Source organism: Massilia sp. Leaf139 (assembly GCF_001424165.1).
In the GTDB taxonomy this organism is placed as follows: domain Bacteria; phylum Pseudomonadota; class Gammaproteobacteria; order Burkholderiales; family Burkholderiaceae_D; genus Telluria.
This window is the reverse complement of the sequence record NZ_LMOJ01000024.1, coordinates 379,025-403,471: the sequence shown is the minus strand read 5'-3', so window position 1 is coordinate 403,471 and position 24,447 is coordinate 379,025. Positions and strand designations below refer to the sequence as shown.

The 24,447-nt window shown below is 65.4% G+C and carries 24 protein-coding genes; 19 read left to right on the top strand and 5 right to left on the bottom strand.

Annotation, left to right across the window (positions count from 1 at the left end):
- Window positions 1-43 precede the first annotated feature (43 nt).
- A complete protein-coding gene (gene greB / locus ASF77_RS17600) occupies window positions 44-610 on the bottom strand; it encodes a transcription elongation factor GreB (protein ID WP_056342131.1) in 567 nt (188 codons plus the stop codon).
- 102 nt (window positions 611-712) lie between these two features.
- Between greB and ASF77_RS17595 the strand changes: the two genes are divergently transcribed.
- The 4 genes from ASF77_RS17595 (at window position 713) to ASF77_RS17580 (ending at window position 5,230) form a co-directional block, all read left to right on the top strand.
- Window positions 713-1,348: a hypothetical protein gene (locus ASF77_RS17595; RefSeq protein ID WP_229445475.1), complete on the top strand. Its 636-nt coding sequence runs from the start codon at window positions 713-715 to the stop codon at window positions 1,346-1,348.
- Window positions 1,345-2,802 (top strand): ATP-binding protein, encoded by a 1,458-nt coding sequence (locus tag ASF77_RS17590; RefSeq protein WP_229445474.1) that lies wholly within the window; start codon window positions 1,345-1,347, stop codon window positions 2,800-2,802. The genes ASF77_RS17595 and ASF77_RS17590 overlap by 4 nt, the downstream gene beginning before the upstream one ends.
- Before the next feature lie 112 nt (window positions 2,803-2,914).
- Entirely contained in the window at window positions 2,915-3,562 is a 648-nt protein-coding gene (locus tag ASF77_RS17585) for a response regulator transcription factor (RefSeq protein WP_056342124.1), read from the top strand.
- Window positions 3,563-3,673: 111 nt separating this feature from the next.
- The gene (locus ASF77_RS17580; protein WP_056342121.1) at window positions 3,674-5,230 is read left to right on the top strand and encodes a GGDEF domain-containing protein; all 1,557 of its coding nucleotides are present in this window, start codon (window positions 3,674-3,676) and stop codon (window positions 5,228-5,230) included.
- Between the two features lie 181 nt (window positions 5,231-5,411).
- On the opposite strand, the gene fliD is transcribed toward ASF77_RS17580, so the two are convergent.
- From fliD to ASF77_RS17565, 3 genes are all read right to left on the bottom strand, one after another.
- Complete coding sequence (gene fliD, locus ASF77_RS17575) at window positions 5,412-6,767, bottom strand: flagellar filament capping protein FliD (protein WP_082493854.1); 1,356 nt, start codon at window positions 6,765-6,767, stop codon at window positions 5,412-5,414.
- Window positions 6,768-6,803: 36 nt separating this feature from the next.
- A complete protein-coding gene (locus tag ASF77_RS23795) occupies window positions 6,804-7,136 on the bottom strand; it encodes a flagellar protein FlaG (protein ID WP_082493853.1) in 333 nt (110 codons plus the stop codon).
- 118 nt (window positions 7,137-7,254) lie between these two features.
- Window positions 7,255-8,076, bottom strand: a complete 822-nt coding sequence (locus ASF77_RS17565; RefSeq protein ID WP_056342117.1) for a flagellin — start codon at window positions 8,074-8,076, stop codon at window positions 7,255-7,257.
- 320 nt (window positions 8,077-8,396) lie between these two features.
- Between ASF77_RS17565 and ASF77_RS17560 the strand changes: the two genes are divergently transcribed.
- From ASF77_RS17560 to ASF77_RS17525, 8 genes are all read left to right on the top strand, one after another.
- Complete coding sequence (locus ASF77_RS17560; RefSeq protein WP_056342114.1) at window positions 8,397-10,601, top strand: tetratricopeptide repeat protein; 2,205 nt, start codon at window positions 8,397-8,399, stop codon at window positions 10,599-10,601.
- Window positions 10,602-10,738: 137 nt separating this feature from the next.
- Window positions 10,739-12,646 carry a GGDEF domain-containing protein gene (locus ASF77_RS17555; RefSeq protein WP_056342110.1) on the top strand — a complete coding sequence of 636 codons (1,908 nt, stop codon included), beginning with the start codon at window positions 10,739-10,741 and terminating at the stop codon, window positions 12,644-12,646.
- A 140-nt stretch (window positions 12,647-12,786) separates the two neighbouring features.
- Entirely contained in the window at window positions 12,787-12,981 is a 195-nt protein-coding gene (locus tag ASF77_RS17550) for a hypothetical protein (RefSeq protein WP_156648922.1), read from the top strand.
- 312 nt (window positions 12,982-13,293) lie between these two features.
- Window positions 13,294-13,734 carry a flagellar export chaperone FliS gene (gene fliS / locus ASF77_RS17545; RefSeq protein ID WP_056342103.1) on the top strand — a complete coding sequence of 147 codons (441 nt, stop codon included), beginning with the start codon at window positions 13,294-13,296 and terminating at the stop codon, window positions 13,732-13,734.
- The gene (locus ASF77_RS17540) at window positions 13,734-14,063 is read left to right on the top strand and encodes a flagellar protein FliT (protein ID WP_056342101.1); all 330 of its coding nucleotides are present in this window, start codon (window positions 13,734-13,736) and stop codon (window positions 14,061-14,063) included. The genes fliS and ASF77_RS17540 overlap by 1 nt, the downstream gene beginning before the upstream one ends.
- A gap of 14 nt (window positions 14,064-14,077) precedes the next feature.
- Window positions 14,078-15,124, top strand: a complete 1,047-nt coding sequence (locus ASF77_RS17535; protein ID WP_056342098.1) for a flagellar hook-length control protein FliK — start codon at window positions 14,078-14,080, stop codon at window positions 15,122-15,124.
- The gene (locus ASF77_RS17530; protein WP_056342095.1) at window positions 15,121-15,495 is read left to right on the top strand and encodes an EscU/YscU/HrcU family type III secretion system export apparatus switch protein; all 375 of its coding nucleotides are present in this window, start codon (window positions 15,121-15,123) and stop codon (window positions 15,493-15,495) included. Before ASF77_RS17535 ends, ASF77_RS17530 begins: the two co-directional genes overlap by 4 nt.
- Window positions 15,488-16,237 (top strand): flagellar brake protein, encoded by a 750-nt coding sequence (locus ASF77_RS17525; RefSeq protein ID WP_056342092.1) that lies wholly within the window; start codon window positions 15,488-15,490, stop codon window positions 16,235-16,237. The genes ASF77_RS17530 and ASF77_RS17525 overlap by 8 nt, the downstream gene beginning before the upstream one ends.
- A 146-nt stretch (window positions 16,238-16,383) precedes the next feature.
- Here ASF77_RS17525 and fliE read toward each other — a convergent pair whose 3' ends face one another.
- Window positions 16,384-16,764: a flagellar hook-basal body complex protein FliE gene (gene fliE, locus ASF77_RS17520; protein WP_056342089.1), complete on the bottom strand. Its 381-nt coding sequence runs from the start codon at window positions 16,762-16,764 to the stop codon at window positions 16,384-16,386.
- A gap of 192 nt (window positions 16,765-16,956) precedes the next feature.
- Here fliE and fliF point away from each other — a divergent pair, with 192 nt between their 5' ends.
- From fliF to fliL, 7 genes are all read left to right on the top strand, one after another.
- Window positions 16,957-18,651 (top strand): flagellar basal-body MS-ring/collar protein FliF, encoded by a 1,695-nt coding sequence (gene fliF, locus ASF77_RS17515; RefSeq protein WP_056342086.1) that lies wholly within the window; start codon window positions 16,957-16,959, stop codon window positions 18,649-18,651.
- Window positions 18,648-19,652 (top strand): flagellar motor switch protein FliG, encoded by a 1,005-nt coding sequence (fliG, locus tag ASF77_RS17510; protein ID WP_056342083.1) that lies wholly within the window; start codon window positions 18,648-18,650, stop codon window positions 19,650-19,652. Before fliF ends, fliG begins: the two co-directional genes overlap by 4 nt.
- An 18-nt stretch (window positions 19,653-19,670) precedes the next feature.
- Complete coding sequence (locus tag ASF77_RS17505) at window positions 19,671-20,393, top strand: flagellar assembly protein FliH (protein ID WP_056342080.1); 723 nt, start codon at window positions 19,671-19,673, stop codon at window positions 20,391-20,393.
- Window positions 20,393-21,817, top strand: a complete 1,425-nt coding sequence (gene fliI, locus ASF77_RS17500; RefSeq protein WP_056342077.1) for a flagellar protein export ATPase FliI — start codon at window positions 20,393-20,395, stop codon at window positions 21,815-21,817. The genes ASF77_RS17505 and fliI overlap by 1 nt, the downstream gene beginning before the upstream one ends.
- Before the next feature lie 33 nt (window positions 21,818-21,850).
- On the top strand, window positions 21,851-22,294 hold the full coding sequence (gene fliJ / locus ASF77_RS17495) for a flagellar export protein FliJ (RefSeq protein ID WP_056342074.1): 444 nt from the start codon (window positions 21,851-21,853) through the stop codon (window positions 22,292-22,294).
- 22 nt (window positions 22,295-22,316) lie between these two features.
- A complete protein-coding gene (locus tag ASF77_RS17490; protein WP_156648921.1) occupies window positions 22,317-23,639 on the top strand; it encodes a flagellar hook-length control protein FliK in 1,323 nt (440 codons plus the stop codon).
- Window positions 23,640-23,918: 279 nt separating this feature from the next.
- Complete coding sequence (gene fliL, locus ASF77_RS17485) at window positions 23,919-24,431, top strand: flagellar basal body-associated protein FliL (protein ID WP_056342322.1); 513 nt, start codon at window positions 23,919-23,921, stop codon at window positions 24,429-24,431.
- Window positions 24,432-24,447 lie beyond the last annotated feature (16 nt).

The following is a 24,447-nucleotide window of genomic DNA, read 5'->3' as shown; positions in this document are numbered from 1 at the left end:
CGCCAAACCAGCATCTTACCAGTCCCGGCCGCCTTCGGCCGGCTCAGTCCGCGATCGGCTCCGGGTACTCGACCGACACGATTTCCAGTTCCTCGCTGCCCTGGGGCGTCTCCAGGGTGGCGACGTCGCCCTCGCGGCACTTGGTCAGCGCGCGCGCCACCGGCGACACCCAGCTGATGCGTCCGCGCAGCGGGTCGAGCTCGTCGACGCCGACGATGGTGACGGTGTGCTCGTCGCCGGCCTTGTTGACATAGGTGACGGTGGCGCCGAAGAACACCTGGTCGTTGCCGTGATGGACGCTCGGGTCGACGATGAAGGCCGAGTCGAGGCGCTTGGTGAGGAAGCGGATGCGGCGGTCGATCTCGCGCAGGCGGCGCTTGCCGTAGATGTAGTCGCCGTTTTCCGAGCGGTCGCCGTTCGAGGCGGCCCAGTGCACGATGCGCACCACTTCCGGACGGTCGACGTCGATCAGCTGCAGCAGCTCGTCCTTGATGGCCTTGTAGCCGGCAGGGGTGATGTAGTTCTTGGCGCCGACGGGAATCGCCTGCGCAAGGGCGACGGCGTCGTCATCGTCGTCGTTCTCGGATTCTTTTACAAATGCCTTGTTCATTCGTCCATTGTAGCCCCAGTCCGGCCGCCCTGAGAAACGCTAGCGGAACGTGCGCAGTCCGGCTCAGCTTCGCCTAAGGAAAGGGGCTGCGGATGCCGTATCATGCGCAGGATGACAAGCCCCGCCACGACGAGCCGACTTCCCCCGCGCAGCCCGCTGCTGGCGCCGCTGCTGTACGTCGTGGCGCTGTTGCTGCTGCTCGAACAATGGCTGTGGGCGGCGGGCAGCCGCTGGGCCGGGGCGCTGGCCGCCTGGCCGCCGCTGCGCGCGCTCGAGAGCGGGATGCGCCGCCTGCCGCCCTGGGCCGCGCTGCTGGCCTTTGCCCTGCCCGGCCTGCTGCTCCTGCCGATCAAGTTCCTGGCGCTGCTGGCGATCGCCAAGGGCCACGCCTTTACCGGCGTCGCCACCTTTGTGCTGGCCAAGGTCGGCGGCGCGATGGTGGTGGCGCGCATCTACGTGCTGACGCTGCCGTCCTTGCTGGCGCTCGTCTGGTTCGCGCGGTGGCACAATCGCTTCATGGTGTTCAAGGATCAGCTCATCGCCCGCTTCCGGGCCAGCCCGCTGTATGCCCAGGCCCGCCGTTCGGCGTCCGGCCTGCGCCGCGTGCTGCGCCGGCTGCGGCAGCAACTCAAACCCTCGGTGCCTTTCGGCAGCCGCCACGCCACGCGCAGCGCGCGCGCCCTGCGCCGCTTCGTCTCGCTCTGGCGCCGGCGCCGCAAACCGGGGAGCGAACCATGACGAACAACGAACCCCTGCTGGCGGCGCCGATGCATGCCGCGCCCGCCGAAATTCTCCTGATCGACGCTGCGACGCTCTCCCTGGTCGACGTCAATTCCAGCGCGCGCGCCAATCTCGGCTATGACGCCGAAACGCTGAAGAGCATGCGCGCGCCCGACATCGCGCCCAGCCTCGACGAGGCGACCTTGAGCGCCCTGCTGGCCGGCCTGGGCGAGGACATCGGCGAGCAGCGTTGCCTGCGCACCGAACTGCGCCGCGCCGACGGCAGCAGCTATCCCGTCAAGCTGACCTTCCTGCGCACCCAGCGCGACGGCCGCGCCCTGCTGCTGGCGGTCGGCGACGACCTCTCGTCCGAACTGGCCGCGTCGACCACGCTGGCGCAGGCACTGGCCATGTCCGAGGCGCGCTTCAATGCCATCGTCAACCACACGCCGGGCCTGGTCTACCAGTTCACCCTGGGTGCGGATGGACGCCACGCCTTTCCCTATCTGAGCGACGGCTGCGCGCCCCTGCTCGGGGTGCAACCAAGCGCGCTGCAGCACGATCCCGACCTGTTCCTGCGCCTGATCCTGCCGGAAGACCGCAAGGGCTACCTGGAGGCGATGGCGGTGTCGAAGATTTCGCTCTCGGCCTGGAACTGGGAGGGCCGGATCTGGATCGACGCCTGGCGCGACGTCAAATGGATCAACCTGCGCGCCACGCCCCATGCCGCCCCCGGCGGCGCGGTGCAGTGGGACGGGATCATGACCAACATCACCGACAGCAAGATCGAGCAGCAGGAGACCCTGCGTTCGCGCGCGCGCCTGGCCGAACTGACCGACCACATCGAGCAGGTGAAGGAGCAGGAACGGGCCCGCATCGCGCGCGAGATCCACGACGACCTGGGCGGCAACCTCACGGCCATCAAGATGGCGCTGTCGATGCTGGCCGCGCGTCTGCCGCAGGAGCAGCCCCTGCTCCTGGAAAAGGCCACCTACCTCGACGACCTGGTCGACCGAACCATCGATGCCGTGCATCGGATCTCGCTCGACCTGAGGCCGTCGACGCTGGATCTGGGCATCGTCGCCGCGCTCGAGTGGCAGGCACGCGAATTCGAAAAAGGTTCCGGCATCGCCTGCGTGTTCCGCAGCGCCGAACGCGAGATCGATCTGGATCCCGACCACGCTTCGGCGCTGTTCCGCGTTTTCCAGGAGGCGCTGACGAATGTGGCCAAGCATGCCGGCGCCACCCGCGTGACCGTCACCCTGCGGCGCCAGCGCCAGCACCTGACCCTGGCCATCTGCGACAACGGCCGCGGTATCGCCCCGGCCGACCGCTTGAAGCCCGCCTCCTTCGGCCTGCGCGGCATGAGCGAACGGGCGCGCGCGCTGGGCGGCACCCTGACCTTGTCGGCAGCGCCCGGAGGTGGCACGATTGTGACCATCAAGATCAGGTTGGCGCCCCCGAGCACCTGACAAATCCCTCATGGCGGCGTTGCATCGTCTCGCCGTACAATCGTACTGTCTTCGACGATGCGCCTTGCCCTGAGGGCTTTGTTAGGCGCTTCCAATAAATGACCCAATAACAATGACCGACAAAGCCACCATCCGCGTTTTCATCGCCGACGACCATGCCATCGTGCGCGAGGGCCTGAAACAGATCCTGGCCGAGCAGCGCGACATCGTCGTCGCCGGCGAGGCCGAGAACGGGCTGGACGCCATCAAGCTGTTCCGCAAATCGCGCTGCCACGTGATGCTGCTCGATATCTCGATGCCTGACCGGAACGGCATCGAGGTGCTCAAGCAGATCAAGCAGGAGCGCCCCGAGCTGGCCGTGCTGATGCTGTCGATGCACCGCGAAGACCAGTACGCGATCCGCGCCCTGAAGGCCGGCGCCGCCGGGTATCTCACCAAGCAGAGCGCGCCGCGCGAGCTCGTCACTGCCATCCGCCAGGTCGCGGGCGGTCAGAAATACGTCAGCGCCACCCTGGCCCAGGCGCTGGCCAGCCAGGTCGGCGGCGACCACGACGCCCCGGCCCACGACAGCCTGTCCGATCGCGAATTCCAGACCCTGACCATGATCGCCTCCGGCAAGACGGTGAGCGAGATCGCGCGCGAGCTGTCGCTGTCGGTCAAGACCGTCAGCGAATACCGGGCCCGCCTCTTGGCGAAGATGAACCTGAAGACCAGCGCCGAGCTGACCCATTACGCGATCCGCAACCAGTTGGTCGAATAGACAAGGTTTTATGCATTGCCGTAAGTAAGATGCTTTTTAGCCTCTTTTCGTGCGATGCCGGAATGAAAAGGTGCTTATCATTGCTGCACAGTAAATACGTAAGCTTGCATCATGACTAACCCGCCCGCTCAGAATCCAGTCGACATCGCCCGCGAGGCGTTTCGGCGCCTTGCTACCCGCCGCATCGCCCCCACACCCGACGCTTACCGCGATATCTACGACGAGATCGCCGGCATTCCGAAGCCGGCGCCGGCGCCGGTGGCATCCGCCCCGGCCGAGCGTGTATTGGGCGACTTCGCGACCGAGCTGACCGACACCCCGGGGGAACTGGCCGAGTACGGACGCCGCCTGAACCGCGCCGTGAAGGGGCGCGACTGGGATGCCTATGCGCGCGCCCTGTCGCAGTTGGTCGAAAAGCACCTGCGGCGCGGGATTCCGCCCGGCGTCACCTACGGCATGGAAAGCAACGACACCAAGCTGCTGCGCGAGCTGCTCAGCCGCACGCTGGCCTTCGCGCTGGCCTCGCTGCTGCCAGCCAGCCCGACGCTCTCGAAGGAAGCCGAGTCGCTGGGCGCCGCCGTGAAGGTGGCCCACGGCGAAGCGGCGCTGCAGGAAATCGCGACGCGCCTGAAGGAACTGTGCTTCCAGATCGAACTGCACAGCGGCGACGCCGGCGAACAGCAGGAACTGCTGCTGCGCCTGTTCAAGCTGCTGCTGGAGAACGTCAGCGAACTGCTGGACGACGACAGCTGGATGCGCGGCCAGATCGAAGCCGTGCAGGAGCTGATTTCCGGCCCGATCGACACCCGTTCGCTGGAAGACGTCACGCGCAGCCTGAAGGACGTCATCTACAAGCAGGGCCAGCTGAAACACAACCTGTCGGACGTGAAGGCGACCGTCAAGAACATGATGATGACCTTCATCGACCGCCTCGGTTCGGTGGCGGCCTCGACCGGCGACTACCACGACAAGCTGGGCGGCTTTTCGGATCGCATCCGCCATGCCGGCGACATCACGGAACTGAACGAGGTGCTTGACGAAGTGCTGCGCGAAACCAAGCAGGCGCAAGCCGAGGCGCTGGCCTCGCGCGACCGCATGCTGGCCGCGCACCGCGAGGTGCAGGAAGCGGAGAGCAAGATCAAGGAGCTCGAAGCCAAGCTCCAGCACATGAGCGAGCTGGTGCGCGAAGACCAGCTGACCGGCACCCTGAACCGGCGCGGCCTGGACGACGTGTTCGAGCGCGAAAGCGCCCGCGCCGACCGCCGCAACACCCCGCTGTGCGTGGCCCTGCTCGACCTCGACAATTTCAAGAAGCTCAACGACACCTACGGCCACCTGGCCGGCGACAACGCCCTGCGCCACCTGGCCAAGGTGGTGAAAACGACGCTGCGCTCGATCGACGTGATCGCCCGCTTCGGCGGCGAGGAATTCATGATCATGCTGCCCGAGACCCCGGTCGAAGCGGCCGTGCAGACCATGGTGCGCCTGCAGCGCGAGCTGACCAAGCATTTCTTCATGCACGATAACGAGAAGCTCCTGATCACCTTCTCGGCAGGCGTGGCTTTGCGCTTGCCGAACGAGGATCAGGCGACGCTCTTGGCGCGGGTGGATCGGGCGATGTACCAGGCCAAGCAGACGGGGAAGAATCGGGTCGTGGTCGCCGAATAAGACGTGCCGTCGGTTTGCAAACCGTGAACGCGTGGGCTCGGGGCGCCCACCCTACGGTATGCAGCGGCTAACGATACCGTAGGGTGGGCGCCCTGTGTCCACGCGTCTCGAACGCTCGATCACACGCACAAAAAAATGCCCGCATTCGCGGGCATTCTTCATTTAACCATCCGACTAAAACTCAATACCCCGAATTCGCCGCCAGCGCCGCCAACTGCTGGCTCAAATAGCTGTTCATGCTCTGCATGTTCACCATCATCGTATCGAGCGAGGTGAACTGCGCGCGGTAGCGCTTCTCGGTTTGCGCCAGTTGCAGCTCCATCCGGTCCTGGCTCTTGCCCAGGCTGCTGATGGTGGCGTTCAGGCCGTCGGTGCGGGTCTTGAACACGCCCTTCGAACCCAGCATCTCGTCGGTCACCTTGGTCAGGCGGGTGGCGACGCCGTCGCTGCCGCCGAACAGGCTCGACACGGCGGTGAAATTGGTTTCCAGTGCGGTTTTCAGCTTATCCGGCTTTTCCAGCTTCAGGGTGCCGTCGCGCTGGAAGGAGATGCCGATGTCAGACAGCGTTTTGAGGCCGCCGGCGTCGCCGACCGCCTTGCCCAGTTCGGCGCGGATGCCGGTCAGGATCGAGCGTGCCGAGGCGTCGCCATTGAGCACGGCGCCGGTCTTGGTGGTGGCGTTGAATGCCGTCTGCTTGTTGACCGCCGTCGCCAGCGTGTTGTAGGCATCAACAAACGCCGTGATGTTCTTGGTGACGTCCGCCGTATCCTTCGCCAGGGTGACCTTGACCGGGCTGCCGACGTTGGTCTGGGCCAGGTTCAGGGTCACGCCCTTGATCGCGTCGGTGACGGTGTTCGAGGCTTTCGAGACCGGCACGCCGTCGATCGTCATCTCGGCATTTTGCGCCGTCTGCGACTTGGTCATGGTGCTGCCGGCGCCGGTGGCGAACTGGGCCAGCTCGCCGGTGGCGGCGATGGTGACGCCGTTGGCGGTGCCGGTGTTGTTGCCGGTGATGACGAGGCGGTCGCTGGTGCCGTCGTTCAGGATGGTGGCGGTGACGCCCGCATTGGCTTTATTGATGGCGTTCGACAGGCTCGAGAGCGAACCGTCGGTCGCCGTGACGGCCGTGGTCTTGCCGCCGATGGTGATGCTCATGCTGCCGCCGGCCGCGGTGAACTTCGCGTCCGGGGCGACGCCGGCGGACACGAGCTTGTCGCTTTGCGCCAGCTTGCTCACTTCGATCGAATAGGTGCCGGCGGTGGCGCCGCTGCCCTTGGCGGCGGAGACGCCGACCGTGTCGGTCTTGCTGGAGGTGGCGGTAAGCGCCGAGAGCGCGTCGCCCGAGACGTTCTTGACCGCGGTCTGGAAGGCCGACACCGCGCTTTTCAGGGTGCCGAAGGCCGACAGCTTGGCATTGAAGCTGGCCTGTTTCGATTGCAGGTTCGCCAAGGGCTGCTGCTCGACCCGCATCAGTCCCGACACCAGGTCGTCCACCGGCAGTCCCGACAACATGCCTGCGCCGCTAATAGTCGCCATGCGATTCTCCCTTCAATATGCCCGAGGCGTCCTGCCTCAAGCCTTGTCGCGCAACATCACGCCTTGCATCTGCTCGATCGAGCGCCAGAGTTTGAGCGCCTCGACCGTGGGGATCTGGCGCAGCACCTTGTCGGTCTGGGTGTCGACCACCTTGACCACGGTGCGGCCAGTGTCCTCGTCGACCGAAAAACGCACGCCCTGCGAGGCGGCCTGGGCCACCTTGTTGAGGTCGGCGACCGCGTTGCTCAGCTCGGCATGCTGGGGCTGCTTATCGGTCTTGACGGACGCGGCGGGCGCAGCGGCAACGGGAGCGGCAATCCTGGCTGCCCCATCGACAGATGGCCGTGCGCCGTTGCCGGCGACGGCCATTGGGTTTCCAGCGTTTAACGGTTGCAACATCGGAACACCTCCCGTGGAACGACGATGCGGGGCTCTGCCCCGCATCGTCAGTTCATCAATACTCTTTATCGATTATACCGCTCTGATATTAACCGCGGAGCAGCGACATCACGCTGTTCGGTGCCGAGTTGGCCTGGGCCAGCATCGCGGTACCTGCCTGCTGCAGGATCTGCGAGCGGCTCAGCTTGCTGGTTTCAGCAGCGTAGTCGGTGTCGGTGATGCGGCTCTTCGCTGCCGACTGGTTCTCGATCGAGGTTGCCAGGTTGCTGATGGCGTAGCCCATGCGGTTTTGGGCGGTACCCAGCGACGAACGCTCGGTGTTCAGGGCCTTCAGGGCGCCGTCGATCTTGGCGATGGCGTCCGATGCCGATGCCACGTCGGTGACGTCGACGTCGGTGGCTGCCAGGCCGGCGTAGGCGGTGTTGGCGCCGAAGCTGACGGTGATCTTCTGGCCCGAATCGGCGCCCACCTGGATGTCCTTGGTGACTGGCGACGAGGTCAGCAGTGCGGTACCGTTGAACTTGGTGTCCGAAGCGATACGGCCGATTTCAGTGTTCAGCGCCTTGATTTCGGTGTCGATGTTCGACCATTCTTCCGTGCCGTTGGTGGCGTTGGCGCCCTGGACTGCCAGTTCACGCATACGCTGCAGTGCGTCCGAGATGTTCGACAGCGCGCCGTCGGCGGTCTGGATCATCGAGATGCCGTCGTTGGCGTTACGCGATGCCTGCGACATGCCGCGCACCTGAGCGTCCATCTTGGTAGCGATCGACATACCGGCCGCGTCGTCCTTGGCGCTGTTGACGCGCAGGCCCGACGAGAGGCGCTGCATCGAGGTCGACAGTTCACCGGCCGACTTGGTCAGGTTACGTTGTGCGTTCAGCGAGGACAGGTTGGTGTTGATCGAAGTCATGGTCATTCTCCAGTGGGCAGTTCAGTTTGGTGCTGCTATCAGGGTTCGGTTGGTTTTTTGCGTCGCGTTTGCCGCTCGCTTGTATTCTTTAACGGAGACCTCTGCAAAACCTTGAGGACTTTTTTAAAAAAAATGTTTGTGAGCAACTTTGCATCGGATGCGAACGGTAAGACACGACGTTCTGTCCGCGACCTAAGCGTTCACGGCGAGCCGGACAAAACCTTTAGTTTTATTTAGGGAAGCTGCTTCAGCGCACCTTGTAATCTGGATGCGCTACACTCGCCATCGATGCCGACATCGGCCCCCAGTGACGCAGACGAATGAAATCCAGACTTCCCCAGAATACCGTGCAGAACGAGGCCAACCGCCTGTTTGCCAGCGGCCTCGCCGCCCACCAGGAAGGCCGCCTCGACGATGCCTTCGGCGCCTACGAACAAGTACTGCAGCGCGCGCCGCGCCATTTCGACGCCCTGCACCACCTCGGCATCCTCGGTTACCAGATCGGCAATCACGAACTGGCGCTGCAATTCATCCAGGCCGCGATCGAGGTCAATCCACGCGTCTCGTCCGTGTATAGCAACCTGGGCAATATCTTCAAGGCCATCGGCGAGCAGGAAGCGGCCTTGCAAAGCTATGAGCAGGCACTCGGGCTCGACGCCGACAATGTCGACGCTTTATATAACCGCGGCAATGTGCTGCAAGGCCTGAAGCGTTACGAGGAAGCGCTCGAGAGCTACGACCGCGCGATCGCGCTGGCGCCGGGCGATGTCGAGGCCTGGAACAATTGCGCGGTCGTGTTGCAGCATCTGAAACGTTTCGAGGAAGCGCTCGGCAGCTGCAACCACGCGATCACGCTCAATCCCGGCCATGCCGAAGCCTTCAACAACCGCGGCAACATATTGGTGTCGCTGGGCCGTGCCGACGAGGCCATCGCCAGTTTCGAGCAGGCCATCGTGCTGCGTCCCGGCTATACGGAGGCACGCGTCAACCTGGGCCAGGTGCTGCGCGTGCTGGGCCGGCTCGACGAATCGCTCGCCGCCTATGACACCGCACTCGCCGAAGCGCCGGATTCGGCCGACGCCCTGCACGGTCGCGGCGGCACCCTGCGCCAACTGAAACGAGGCAACGAGGCGCAGGCCGATTTCGAGCGCGCCATCATCCTGAAACCCGACTCGGCCGCCTTCCGCGCCAGCCTCGGCGGCATGCTGCACGAGCAGGCCCGCTTCAGGGGTGCGCTCGAATGCTTCGATGCCGCCATCGCCCTCGACCCAGGCCTGCCGGCCCTGCACAATGGGCGCGGCCTGGTGCTGCAGCGCCTGCGCCGCTTCGAGGAAGCGCTCGCCAGTTTCGACAAGGTGCTGGAACTCGAACCCGAGCACATGGACGCCATGCTCAACCGCGGCAACGTACTGGGCGACCTCGGCCGCATCGAGGATGCCCTCGCCTGCTACGACGAGGTGCTGCGCATTAAGGGCGAGACGGCGCCGCTCTGGAACAACCGCGGCAATGTCTACGAAACCCTGCGCCAGTACGACGACGCCCTGGCCTGCTTCGACCGCGCCATCGCGCTCAGCCCCGAATATGCGATTGCCCACTGGAACCGCGCCCTGCTCAACCTGCAGCACGGCCGCCTCGACGAAGGCTGGCGCGGCTACGAATGGCGCTGGAAGAACGAAGCGCTGACCGTCTACCGTCAGAAACGCGACTTTACCGAGCCCCTGTGGCTGGGCCAGGAATCGCTCGAAGGCAAGACCATCCTCCTGTTCGCCGAACAGGGACTGGGCGACACCCTGCAGTTCTGCCGCTATGCCCCGCTGGTGGCGGCGCGCGGCGCCCGCGTCATCCTCGAGGTGCAAGGCGCGCTGGTGGGCTTGCTGGGACAGCTCGAGGGCGTGGCCCAGATCGTGCGGCGCGACGACCCGTTGCCGCCCTTCGACTTCCAGGCGCCCCTGATGACCTTGCCGCTCGCCTTCGGCACCGACTTGCGCTCGATTCCCGCGCCGCCGCGCTACCTGGCGGCCGAGGCGGTGCGCCTGGCCGAATGGCTGCCGCGCCTGGGCGCCCACGTGCGCCCGCGCGTGGGGCTGGTGTGGAGCGGCAACGCCCACCACGCGAACGACCACAACCGCAGCATCGCGCTGGCCCAGCTGGCGCCGCTGTTCGCGCTCGACTGCCAGTTCGTCTCGCTGCAAAAGGAACACCGCGCCGACGACCTGGCCGTGCTCGAAGCCTCCGGCGTGCTGCGCATGGATGCGCACCTGAACGATTTCTCCGACACGGCCGCCCTGTGCGAACTGATGGACGTGGTCATTTCGGTCGACACCAGCGTGGCCCACCTGGCGGGCGCCCTCGGCAAGCCCCTGTGGGTGCTGCTGCCCCATGTGGCCGACTGGCGCTGGCTGACCGAGCGCACGGACGTGCCCTGGTATCCGAGCGCGCGCCTGTTCCGCCAGCGCACGGCGGGCGACTGGGAGGGCGTGGTCGAGGCGGTGAAAGGCGCGCTCGGCGCCCTGCCCCATCCATAAGCCGAGGCCCTCGCCATTACGCTCGCACCAAATTGATTTTACAATTGCGTGGCAATTGCAAAATTGCGGAGCTTCTGGCGTAATGCAGACTGGATCACGACCACAGCCGTATCGCGACGATACGGCGCGCCCAGCCCATGATGACACCATCCATTCCGGTCGACGAGGCACGCCGGCTCGCCGCGCTGCATGCCACGAACCTGTTCGGTACCGGCCCCGAGGAAGCCTTCGACCGGATCACGCGCATGGCGACCAAGCTGCTCAAGGTGCCGACCGCCCTGATCTCGCTGGTCGGGAGCGATACCCAATGGTTCAAGTCGCGCTGCGGCTTCGTGGCCCAGACCACCTCGCGCGACGTTTCCTTCTGCGGCCATGCCATCCTGACCGACCAGGCGCTGGTCATCAAGGATGCGACGCAGGATCCACGCTTCTCCGACAACCCGATCGTCACCGGCGCGCCCTTCATCCGCTTCTACGCCGGGGTGCAGCTGTATTCGGTCGAACGCGCCAAGCTGGGCACCCTGTGCGTCATCGACAGCGCGCCGCGCGAACTCGGCGAGGACGAGCTGGCCGAACTGCACGACTTGGCGCGCATGGTCGAGGAACTGATCTACCACCGCCAGCTCGCGATCGCCTCGCAGCAGCTGCACGACCAGCTGCAGCACAACGCCTCCGGCGAGCAGCTGGCGGCCAGCGCCAGCCAGGTGCAGTTCCTGCTGACGCACGACACCCTGACGGGTCTCGCCAACCGCCAGGCCTTGTTGAAAGCCATCCGCGACAACATGCCGGACTGGCGCCGCCAGGCCACGCCGGCGACCGTCGCCTGTCTCAACATCGACCGCTTCAAGCGCATCAACGACGCCTTCGGCCACGCCGCCGGCGACGAGGTACTGGTGGCCATCACGCGCTGCCTGCAGGCGGGGCTCGGCGAGCATGATTTATTGGCGCGCATCGGCAGCGACGAATTCGCGCTGCTGCTGAACGCCCCCGGCGCCGCACCCGACGCCGCACCCGACGATGCCGCGCTGCCGGCGCGCCTGCACGCGCTGCAGGCCAGCGTCAACGGCAGCGTTTCCTGGGCCGGCAAGGACATCGCCATTACCTGCAGTCTCGGCTATGCCTGTTTCCCCGAGGATGGCGAGGATGCCGACACCCTGCTCAGCAACGCCGCCACGGCCATGCGCCATGCCAAGGGCACCGGCGGCGCCCACCTGCAGCGTTTCGATCCCGGACAGCGCCGCGAACCGGGACGCCGCATCACGCTCGAACACCAACTGCAGCGCGCCATCGAGCGCGAGGAACTGTTCCTGCAATACCAGCCGAAAGTAGGCCTGCAAGACGGCAGCCTGGCCGGCTTCGAGGCGCTGCTGCGCTGGCGCCATCCGCAGCATGGCGTCGTCTCGCCCGAGGAATTCGTGCCGATCGCCGAGGAAACCGGCCTGATCGTCCCGATCGGCGACTGGATCGTGCGCACGGCCGTACATCAAATGGCGGCCTGGCGCGACGCCGGCGTCCCCGCCATTCCCGTGGCGGTGAACCTGTCGGCCCGCCAGTTCCTGCAGGGCGACGTCGTGCTCCTGGTCGAGCAACTGCTGCGGGACGCGAAGATCGCGCCGCACCTGCTCGAGCTGGAATTGACGGAAAGCCTGTCGATGGCCGATCCGGGACGTAGCCTGGCCATCATGCACAACTTGCGCGCGCTCGGGGTCACGCTCAGCATCGACGACTTCGGCACCGGCTATTCGAGCTTCAGTTATCTCAAAAAATTACCAATCGACAAGCTGAAAATCGACAAATCCTTCGTCAACGACATGGTGCACAGCGCCGACGCGCGCGCCATCGTGCAGGCCATCGTCGCCATGGCCCACCGCATGCAGTTGCGCGTGGTGGCAGAAGGCGTGGAATCGGCGGAACAGGCCTTGGCCCTGCGCGAGACCGGCTGCGACCAGGGACAAGGCTATTACTATGCCCGCCCGCTCGACGCGGCTGAAGCCGGCAGCTTCCTGGCGCCCGGGCCGGGGCAGGTGCGGATGAGCGCACGCTGACACCGGATTACAACAGAAACAATTTCTCACAAATGAGGTTTGTGCGCGCGGCCGACGTGGATATCATTGTGTTAACGCGACACGGAGGACGTATCTGACGTCCGGCCGGCTGTCGACCGAGTCCATGGTTGAGTTTTATGATGCAGAGAAGAACCGATGAGCAAACTGCGCTGACCGCCGAATATGCGCTGTACCTGGTGGACATTCGCGGAGTCGAGTTCGCGCTCTCGTATCTCGACACCTGCAATGTATCGCGCACGATCCTGACCCGCGCATTGCAGTCGCCCGAGCTGCGGCGCCATCACGAGCGCCGCAAGCAGCCGCGGAACGACTAGCCCCGCAGCGACCAGCCCAGCGACTGATCCACCGCATCTCCTGCGGCCTTTCCCGAGGCCGCGCAAGCACTCCCTTCCCTCTCGCACGTCCTGCCCGGCGCTTGTCTTCATTCCGTTATCGGGATGACAAAGCCGGAAAAAGCCGGGTATTCCTGGCTCTCAAGTCCGGTTAGAACCTGCCGTTAAGCAAGTAAACTACCCTCGCTGAAGAATGGCAGGCCGGCGCAGCAGCCGCCCCGACCAGCTGCAGCACGAACTCGGAGGAACGCCCATCGGCGCGGTCTTCCACAAGACGAAGTATTGGAGAGCATGATGTTTGGATCGATGCAGCGCGGCGTCAACGCTTACGCCAAAGTAGGACTGGAAACCTCGGTGATTTCGGCTTCGCCGCATAAACTGATCGTCATGCTGTACGACGGCGCGCTGGCCGCGATCAAGAGCGCCGCCAGCCACATGGCGGCAGGCCACATCAGCGAGAAAGGTGCCGCGATTTCGAAGGCACTCGACATCATCAACAACGGCCTGCGTGCCAGCCTCGACAAGAAGGCCGGCGGCGACATCGCCAGCAACCTGGATTCCCTGTACGTGTACATGACCGAACGCCTGTTGACCGCCAACCTGCAGAACAAGCTGTCGCTGCTGGACGAAGTGCAAGCCCTGCTGGTCGACCTGCGCGACGCCTGGACGCAGATCGGCGAAAAGCCGGTGCAGGCGCCGTCGATGTCGCACTATCCCGTGATGGCGAGCGCCTGATGATGACTGGCCAGGAAGTCCTGTCTGAATACGCCGCGGTCGCCGACCTGACCGGGCAGATGCTCGCCGCCGCCGAAGCCGGCGACTGGGATCATCTGGTCGTGCTCGAACAGGAATGCACGGTGCATGTGAACGTGCTCAAACGCAGTGAAGCCGCCGTCGAACTCACTGCCTCGAACCGCCAGGCCAAGATCGACTGCATCCGCCGCATCCTGGCCGACGACCGCAAGATCCGCGACCTGACCATGCCCTGGATGGCGCATCTGTCCGCCATGATCAACAACTCCGGTACCCAGCGCCGCCTCGCCAACGCCTACGGCAGCGTCTGATCCACTAGTCCCGCATGGTCGAGCGCATTCCCGGTTCCGGCGTCAGCGCCCCGCTGCCCGTCCGGCCCGCGGCGCCGGTCGAACGCGCGGGCGATGGGCGCCTCGACGCCTTCCAGCGCACCCTTGCCACCATGCTCGGCAGCCAGGTACCGGTCACGGTGCTGGCGCGCATGGGCGACGGCAGCTTCCTGACGCGCGTGGCCGACACCCCGGTACGCATGATGCTTCCGCCCGGCACCCAGCCCGGCGCACAACTCTCCATGACCGTCCTCGCGGCCACGCCGCAGCCGACCTTCGGCCTGGGCGACGCCACCCTGCAGGGCACGCCGGTGCCGCTCTCGGCCAACGCCGCCTCGCTCGCCGCCAGCGTCGCCGCCGCCAGTTCGCCGCTATTGCAATCGGGTGGCCAGCACCAGGGGGCCGAACTCAGCCCGGCCGCGCGCCTGCTGGGACAAGTCCTGCAAAGCGCGGCCGGCGCGCCGCCGCTGGCGAGCCTGAATCCGAGCACGCCGCTGGCGCCCCAGGGCGCGCCCGATCCGGCCCAGCTTGCCAGCCAGTTGCAGCATGCCGTCGCCAAAAGCGGCCTGTTCTACGAATCGCACCTGGCCCAGTGGGCCGAAGGAAAACGTCCGCTGGGCGAACTGATGGCCGAGCCGCAGGCGCAAAAGCCGCCGGGCACGCCGCCGACCGAACCCGGCGCCGCCCAGCTGATCAACCAGCAGCTGGCGACCCAGGAGTCCGGCCAGCTGGTATGGCAGGGCCGCCTCGGGCCGGATCAGCCGATGCGCTGGGAGATCACGCGCGAAGAAGACGAGCGCGCGGGTAGCGATCGCGATGGCGACGGCCCGGGCTGGCACAGCGGCCTGCGCCTGCGCTTCGCCCTGCTCGGCGAGGTCGAGGCGAGCGTCAGCCTGCGCGGCACGCGCCTGCACATCGAATTGCTGGCCGATGCCGGCGCCGCCCCGCTGCTGCGCGCCGGTGCGCCGCGCCTGCAGGAGGCGCTGGCCGCTGCCGGCAACGAGCCGGCGGCCTTGCGCATCGCCGGCCGGGAGGATGCATGAGCGAAGGGGCACTCCCACGCCAGCAGCGCGCCGTGGCGCTGGCCTATGCGGCCGGATCGCGCGCGCCGACCGTCGTCGCCAAGGGCCGCGGGCTGGTGGCCGACCAGATCATCGAGCGCGCCCAGGAGGCCGGCGTCTTCGTGCACGAATCGAAGGAACTGGTGTCGCTGCTGATGGACATCGACCTCGACGGCGAGATTCCGCCTGCCCTGTACCGCGCAATTGCGGAACTGTTAGCATGGCTATATCATATTGAGGCAGCGCAACAACTCGGCAGTCCGCATGTGGGAACAAGCGCACCTCCGCACGACAGCGCCCAATTCATCGACTCACCTGCACTAGCGGCGGAACCAAATGCAAGCAATGCATGACGCAGAACTGGATAACTGGCACGACTACGAGGTGCATTCGCGCCGCGAGATCGTGGCGCTGCTGCGCCAGATCGGCGAAAAGAAGCAGCTGATCCGCATGAAGATCCGCGGCGAGGCCGATGTCTGCGTTACCTCGATCCTCGACGTCGACGCCGACGATGGCGTCTTCGTGCTCGACCGTTCGATCAACCGCGAGCAGAACGAGCGCATCGTGCAGGCGAAAAGCGTGATGTGCGAGACCTATCTCGACAAGATCCGCATCCTGTTCAGCGTCAGCGGTGTCGAGGAAACCGAACACCGTGGCTCGGGCGCCCTGGCCGCCGCGATTCCCGATTCCCTCATCCGCCTGCAGCGGCGTGAGTTCTACCGCATGCCCACGCCGGTGACCAACCCGGTGCCGGCCCTGGTGCCGATGCCGCTGGATCTGGGCGGCGGCAACGCCACTTTCCCGCTGGCCGACATCAGCTGCGGCGGCGTCGCCCTGCTCGACAACAAGATGATGCTCAATTCGACGATCGGCCAGACCTTCACCAATTGCCGCATCGACTTGCCGGAGATCGGGCCAGTGACGACCTCGCTGCAGGTGCGCAATGCGCTGGATGTGACGATGCTGAACAACAAGACCAGTCGGCGGATCGGTTGCATGTTTGTCGATATTTCGCGCGGGAACATGGCGGCGGTGCAGCGGTACATTACGCGGCTGGAACGTGAGCGGAATGCGAAGCTGGCGGGTCTCTCGTAACCGATCCGCGTGTGCACGGAGTGCCCGGAGACTCCGTCATGGCGGCCATTGGCCACCATGCCCCCGTACGGTGCACCGCCGTCAGCAATAAAAAAGGGCCGCGTTTCTCTCGAAGACGCGGCCTTTTCGCATGTCGATCAATCCGATCACACCTGCATATTCATAATCTCGTGATACGCCGACACCAGCTTGTTGCGCACCTGCACGGTCGCCTGGAAGGCAATGCTCGACTTCTGCATGGCGATCATGGTGTCCGACAGGCTGACGCTGTCGTCGCCCATGGCGAATTTCTGGCCCAGCTCCTCGGCGTGCTTTTGTGAGTTGCTGACCTGTTCCAGCGAATTCTTGAGGGCGTCGGAGAAGCTGACCTTCGACGGGCCTTCGTTGACGGGCGCGGCGTTGCCGAGGCCGCCCAGGGCGCCGGGGCCGCCAGGCGCGAGCGAAGGCGCGGTCGGCTTGGTGGCCGCAGCCTTGAGCTGGGCCATCATCGATTCGATCCGGCTGCTGTCGATTCCGCCTACGTTCATGGGTTCTCCTGTTGTATCGCTTGCGTGCTGCGCGTACGAGCCGTACGGGAGCAATGTCAGGCTTACAGCTTACCAGCGTGAAAGCAAGCAGCTCGGTCGAGCAGGAGGGGAAAGCAGCCCCTATTCCCCGAATTGAATGTTGCCCTGTGGCTTCATAATTCGGCCCTGATCTCCTTTCTCCCCTGGACTAACATGGCCGCGACCGCCGACGAATTGCTCGACACTCCTGCTGCTCCACAACCGTTCCTGAAAACCCCCATGGGCCGCAATGTGCTCATCGGCGGTGGCGTGGCGGCCGTGCTGGCGGTCGTCGTCGCGATCTGGATGTGGAGCAGCACGCCGGAATACCGCGTCCTGTATGCCAACTACAGCGACAAGGACGGCGGCGCCCTCACCGCGGCGCTCGACCAGATGGGCGTGAAATACAAGTTTTCCGAAGGCGGCACCGCGATCCTGGTGCCGGCCGAGCAGGTGCCGGATCTGCGCCTCAAACTCGCGTCCCAGGGTCTGCCGAAAGGCGGCAACGTCGGCTTCGAACTGATGGAGAACCAGAAGCTGGGCGTGTCGCAGTTCCTGGAGCAGGTCAATTACCAGCGCTCGCTCGAGGGCGAGCTGGCCCGTTCGATCCAGTCGCTCGGCTCGGTGGCCGGCGCGCGCGTGCACCTGGCGCTGCCGAAACCCTCCGTCTTCGTACGCGACCAGCAAAAGCCGACCGCCTCCGTGCTGCTCAATCTGCAGTCGGGCCGCGCCCTCGATCCGGGCCAGGTCAGCGCCATCGTGCACCTGGTCGCCTCCAGCGTGCCGGAACTCACCATCGGCAACGTCACCGTCGTCGACCAGAACGGCAACCTGCTGTCCGAGCAGCCGAAAGCGAATGCGCTCGGCAAGCAGCTCGATGCGACGCAGCTGAAATACGTCGAGCAGGTGCAGCAGAACATCATCAAGCAGGTCGAGTCGCTGATCACCCCGATCGTCGGCAAGGGCAATGTGCGCGCCGAAGCGACCGCCGAGATCGATTTCGCCCAGGTCGACACGGCCGCGGAGATGTACAAGCCGAATTCGCCGCCGGAGCCGCAGGCGATCCGCAGCCAGCAGACCTCCGAGCAGACCGGCGCCACCACCGGCCCGGCCAACGGCATTCCGGGCGCGCTGTCGAACCAGCCGCCGGGCGTGGCCACCGCGCCGCTGGAAGGCGGCGCCCCCGCTGCCGCGCCGCAAACGACGACCGGCCCGGCCAGCAAGAACGCGACGACGAATTACGAGCTCGATAAAACGATCCGCTACGAGCAGCGTCCGATGGGCGGCATCAAGCGCCTGACGGTGGGCGTGGTGGTGAACTACCGCAGGTCGGTCGATCCGAACACCGGCAAGATCACGGTGAAGCCGCTGGCCGCTGTCGAAGTCGCGCAGATCAACGAGCTGGTGAAGCAGGCCATGGGTTACTCGCAAGCGCGGGGCGACACGATGAACGTGGCGAATGCCCCCTTCGACGGCGTCGACCGCCCGGACGAGAACGGCCCCGACTGGTACAAGGATCCGGCCAACTTGCCGCTGGCGATGGAAGTGGGCAAGTACCTGCTGATCGCCGCCGTGCTCGCTTTCCTGTACTTCCGCATCCTGCGTCCGCTGCTGCGTCCCGTGGTGCGCAAGTTCGACGAAGCGACCGCCGAGCCGGAAGAGGAAAAGAAGGAAGAGGAAGAAGACGAGGACGCCATCGTCGACCTGGAAGGCAAACCGGCGCTGGGCCCGGACGGCCAGCCCCTCGAGGAAGAGGAAGCGCCGCGCGAACGCAGTTACCGCGCCAACCTGGCGATGGCAAAAGAGATGGCGAAGAATGATCCGCGCATCGTGGCAAACGTAATCAAGGCATGGGTGGGTTCGGAATGAGCGACAAGGACAAAGACGGTATCACCAAGGCGGCCATCCTGATGCTCGCCATGGGCGAGGAAGAAGCGGCCGAGGTCATGAAATTCCTCGGCCCGCGCGAAGTGCTCAAGCTCGGCGGCGCAATGGCCGCCATGAAATCGGTGCAGCACGAGCAGGTGGTTAGCGTGCTGGAAGCCTTCCGCGACGAAGCCGACGCCCACTCGACGGTCGGCCTCGATTCGGACGAATACATCCGCGAGGTGCTGACCAAGGCACTGGGCGACGACAAGGCCGCCGTGCTCTTGAACCGCATCCTGGGCGGCAAGGACGCCTCGGGCATCGAAAGCCTGAAGTGGATGGACTCGCAGTCGGTGTCGGAACTGATCCGCAACGAGCACCCGCAGATCATCGCCACCATCCTGGTGCACCTCGAACGCGACCAGGCCTGCGAGATCCTCAGCCACTTCACGGATCGCCTGCGCAACGACGTCGTGCTGCGTATCGCCACCCTGGACGGCGTGCAGCCGGCCGCACTGCGCGAACTGAACGACGTGCTGACCAAGCTGTTGTCGGGTAACGAGCACATCAAGAAGTCTTCGCTGGGCGGCGTGCGTACCGCGGCCGAGATCCTGAACTTCATGGCAGGCGAGCAGGAAAGTTCGGTGATGGAAAACATCAAGAACTACGACAACGACATGGCGCAGAAGATCATGGACGAGATGTTCGTGTTCGACAACATCATCGACATCGACGACCGCGGCATCCAGCTGCTGCTGCGCGAAGTGCAATCCGATATGCTGATCATTGCACTGAAAGGCGCGTCGCAGGACTTGCGTGAGAAAATTTTCAAGAACATGAGCCAGCGCGCCAGCGAAATGATGCGCGAGGATCTGGAATCGAAGGGGCCCGTGCGTTTGTCCGAGGTCGAGGCGCAACAGAAGCAGATTCTGCAAATCGTGCGCCGCCTGGCGGACGAAGGGCAGATTGTGTTGGGTGGCAAGGGCGAAGATTCCTTCGTCTAACGTTAACGTCGGATAAAGATGAGCAAAGACACGCAGGGCGCCTTCAAGCGCTGGGAAATGACCTCCTTCGGCGATGAGCGGCCCAGTTCGCTGGCGGCGCGCATCCAGGCCGAAGAGCGCGCTGCGGCGGCGGCGGCGGCTTCGGCGGCAGCCGCGGCTGCGGCGGCGATTCCTGTCGTTCCTGCGATGCAATTGCCCACCGCCGCCGAGCTGGAAGCCCTGCGCGAAGGCGCCCGCGCCGAGGGCTATGCCGAAGGCCTGGAAGAAGGCCGCGCCGCCGGCCATGCCGAAGCCTTTGAGGCCGGCCGTGCCGAAGTGGCCGCCGAGATGGAAACCCTGCGCGCGGTGGCCGCCACCTTCAGCCAGGCCGTGACCGCCGCCGACGAAACCATCGCCTCCGACGTGCTCGACCTTGCCCTGCACCTGGCGCGCTCGATGGTGCGCACGGCATTCACGGTGCGCCCCGAACTCGTCATCCCGATCGTGCGCGAAGCGATCGACTACCTGCCGGTGCTGCAGCAGCCGGCCATCCTGGCATTGAACCCCGACGACATCGAGATCGTGCGCGCCGCCCTGGCCGACGAACTCGACAAGGGCGGCTGGCGCGTCGTCGCCGATCCGCAGGTCGGGCGCGGCGGCTGCAAGGTCGATACCGCCAGCAACCAGATCGACGCCCAGGCGAACGCGCGCTGGACGCGTTTGGCGCATGCGCTGGGCAAGAACGTCGAGTGGCTGGGCTGATGGAGAATACGCTCGACCGCGCAGTGGATCGCTCAGTAGATAAGCACACTGCGCGCTGGAAATCGTATCTTTCCGACTGCGATTCGCTGCTCAATTTCGTCGAACCGATGCAGGTCTCGGGCCGCGTCACGCGTGTGGCCGGCCTGGTGATGGAATGCGTCGGCCTGCGCCTGGCCGTCGGCAGCGCCTGCACCATCCCCCTGCCGAACGGCGCGAAGATCGAGGCCGAAGTCGTCGGCTTCGAGGGCGAGCGCCTGTTCCTGATGCCGCAATCGGATGTTGAGGGCGTGGTGCCCGGCTCGCGCGTGTTCCCGATCGAAACGCCGGTGCCGCGTCCCGGCACGGTGAACCATCCGCGCCGCCGTCCGAGCGACCGCGCGCGTCACCTGCCGGTCGGCTGGAACCTCCTTGGCCGCGTGGTCGACGGCGCCGGCCGTCCGCTCGACGGCAAGGGCCCGCTGGAAACCACCGAGGTCGCGCCGATCAACGCCCGCCCCGTCAACCCGCTGGATCGCGCGCCGATCAAGGACACCCTCGACGTCGGCGTACGCGCGATTAATTCGATGCTGACCGTCGGCCGCGGCCAGCGTCTCGGCCTGTTCGCCGGTACCGGCGTCGGCAAGTCGGTGCTGCTGGGCATGATCGCGCGCTACACGACGGCCGACGTGATCGTCGTCGGCCTGATCGGCGAACGCGGCCGCGAAGTGAAGGAATTCATCGAGCAGATCCTGGGGCCGGAAGGCATGGCGCGCTCGGCCGTCGTGGCGGCGCCCGCCGACAGCCCGCCGCTAATGCGCCTGCAGGGCGCGGCCTATGCCACGGCGATCGCCGAGCATTTCCGCGACCAGGGCAAGAATGTCATGCTGATCATGGATTCGCTGACCCGCTATGCCATGGCCCAGCGCGAAATCGCGCTCGCCATCGGCGAGCCGCCGGCGACGAAAGGCTATCCGCCTTCGGTGTTCGCCAAGCTGCCGGTGCTGGTCGAACGCGCCGGCAACGGCCTGGAGGGCGGCGGCTCGATCACCGCTTTTTATACCGTCCTCTCCGAGGGCGATGACCAGCAGGATCCGATTGCCGACGCGGCGCGCGGTATTCTCGACGGCCACATCGTCCTCAACCGTCACCTGGCCGAGGCCGGCCACTATCCGGCCATCGACATCGAGCAATCGATCAGCCGCGCCATGCACGGCATCACCACGCACCAGCACCAGCTGGCGGCGCGCAAGCTGAAACAGCTGTATTCGCGCTACCAGCGTTCGCGCGACCTGATCAGCGTGGGCGCCTATGCAGCCGGCAGCGATCCGGTGCTGGATCAGGCGATCGCCCTGAACACGCAGATCGAGGAATTCCTGTGCCAGGAAATCCACGAAAACACGAACATGGGCCAGAGCTTGGGGCAATTGACCTCTCTATTCAGCTGATCAAGTTGAATTTGCCGCCGCTATACTTTCACCATGGCAAATACTTCCGCTCTTGAAACCCTGATCGACCTGGCCCAGCGCGATTCCGACGCGTCCGCCAAGCGCCTAGGTGCCGCCCTGAAAAGCGTCGAGGAAGCGGAACAGAAACTGCAGATGCTGCTGGGCTACCGCGACGATTACGCGAACAGGCTCGACCAGGCACAGATGAACGGCATCACGCCCTTCGCCTATGCCAATTTCGTCGCCTTTGTCGGCAAGCTCGACAACGCGATCAACGGCCAGCAGGAAGTGCTGAAACATGCGAAATACAAGAGCGACCTGGAAAAGGCGACCTGGCAGGAAAGCGAGCGCAAGCGTCTGTCCTACCGCACCCTGAACGACCGCGCCGCCGCCGAAGCCCTGAAAATCGAAAACAAGCGCGACCAGAAAATGATGGACGACCACGCCGCGCGCACCGCCCGCCGCGCCAACAGCTGACCACCGCTACCACACCATGACGATGCAAACGACCTCCCTGCCGATCCAGCTCAACGCTCCCGCCGCCCCGGCGCCGAACCTGCGCGCCAACCTGCCGGGCAATGGCGACGGCGCCAGTTTCGGCGCGACGCTTGGTCGCCAACTCGAACAGCGCCAGCTTGAACAGCGCCAGCTCGAGCAGCGCCAGGCCCTGATGCAGCCGCAAGCGAAGCCATTGATGCCGCCGCCGGCGCAGCCGCAGCCCGCCATGGCGCAGCCTGCCGCGCCGAAGCCGCAGGCCGCTCCCAAGCCGGCCGCCAACGAAGCGAAGCCGGCGGCGCGCGAGGTCGTCAAGCAGGCGGCCAAGGAAACCGAACACGCCGCCTCGACCAAGGAAGCCGGCGCCGAGAAGGCGACCGGCCCCGAAGAGAAAACGGCCGCCACCCAGGGCAGCGACACCGGCAAGGGCGAGGAAGCGGCGTCGCCCGACGCCAAGGCCGCCGATGCCGTCGTCGACATGCTGGCCCTGGTCGCCAGCTTCAACCAGATGCAGCAGACCGCCGCCACGGTGACCGCCGTGCCGGTGACGGCCCAGGCCGCCGCCCAGCCTGAGGCGCTGCAGGCCCAGCTGGGCGACGGAACGGAGCCGCTCGTGAAACTCGATAGCGACGCCCTCGCCTCGGCGACCGATGCGCCGCAGGACAAGGCGCAGCCGGGCATCGACCTGCGCGCCCTCGACATGGGCAAGGCGGGCGAGGCCGGTAAGCCGCAGGTGGACACCGCCGACTTCGCCAGCGCTCTGCGCGACAGCGCCGCCCAGGCATCCGCCATGAAGGAAGCGGCCCCGACCGAAGCGCTGAGCAGTCTCACCGCCCAGGCCACCGCCCTGCAGACTGCGCAAGCGGCCGGCAGCGCGCCGACCGACCGCCTGAGCGCGCGCGTCGGCACCCCGGCCTGGGACAACCAGGTCGGCCAGAAAGTGATCTGGATGGTCGGCGGCGAAGACCAGAGCGCCACCCTCGAACTGAACCCGCCGGATCTCGGCCCGGTGCAGGTGGTCTTGAACGTGTCGAACGACATGGCCAGCGTGACCTTCTCGTCGCAGCAGCTGGAAGTGCGCCAGGCCTTGGAGAACGCCCTGCCGCGCCTGCGTGAAATGATGAACGAGAGCGGCATCGCGCTCGGCAACGCGACCGTGAATGCGGGTGCCGAAGGACGCCAGGGCCAGGACGGCCAGGGTTCCGGACGTCCGGGGAGCGGGCGTGGCGGCAATGGCGATGGCGGCGAGAGCGCCGTGGCCGAGGTGACGCCGCGTCAGCGTACGAGCATCCTGGGTGGTGCGGGAGCGGTCGACACCTTCGCATAAGCACAGCAAGGATTTTTCCGTTACGGCCGCCCAGTGCGGCCGTTTTTTCGTAGGGTGGGCGGCTTTGCCGCCCACGCGGTGATAGTTTGCGGCACGATCATCCGGAACGATATCGGAGCCGTCGGCGATCACCGCGTGGGCGGGAGACCCGCCCACCCTACGAAATGACCCACCTTCCCCTCTCTTTTCAAAGCTTGCCGCTGCGCACTTTTTCTCGATAATGACATAATTACGCAACCCCTATCAGGCACCAGAGGCAACTTGAAAGCGAATCCGAAAATGAAGGCTGATCCGAAGGCGGACGCGGCACCGGCAGCAGGCTCGAAGAAGAAGCTCATGATCATGGCGATTGCGGGCGTGCTCGTGCTCGGCGGCGGCGCCGGCGCCGGCTGGTTCTTCCTGCACGGCAGCGGCGATGCTGAGGCGGCCCATGAAGAGGCACCGAAGAAGAAGAAAAAGAAAGAGAAGGAGGCCGTCAAGGCCGAATATGTGCCGGTCGAGGCCTTCACGGTGAACCTGCAGCCCGAGAATGGCGACCAATATCTGCAAGTGCAGTTTACACTGCAGGTGGAAGGGCCGGAACAGGTCACGCTCATCAAGGACAACATGGCCAAGGTGCGCAGCCGCGTCCTGCTTCTGCTGTCGGGCAAGAAGGCGTCGGAAATCAATACCGTGGAAGGCAAGCAGCAGCTGGCGGCCGAGATCAAGGCCGTGGTCACGGAGCCGTTCGACGAAGGCGGCGACGAACAGGACGTGGCCGACGTATTGTTCACCTCGTTCATTATTCAATAAGTAAGCAGTAAGCACT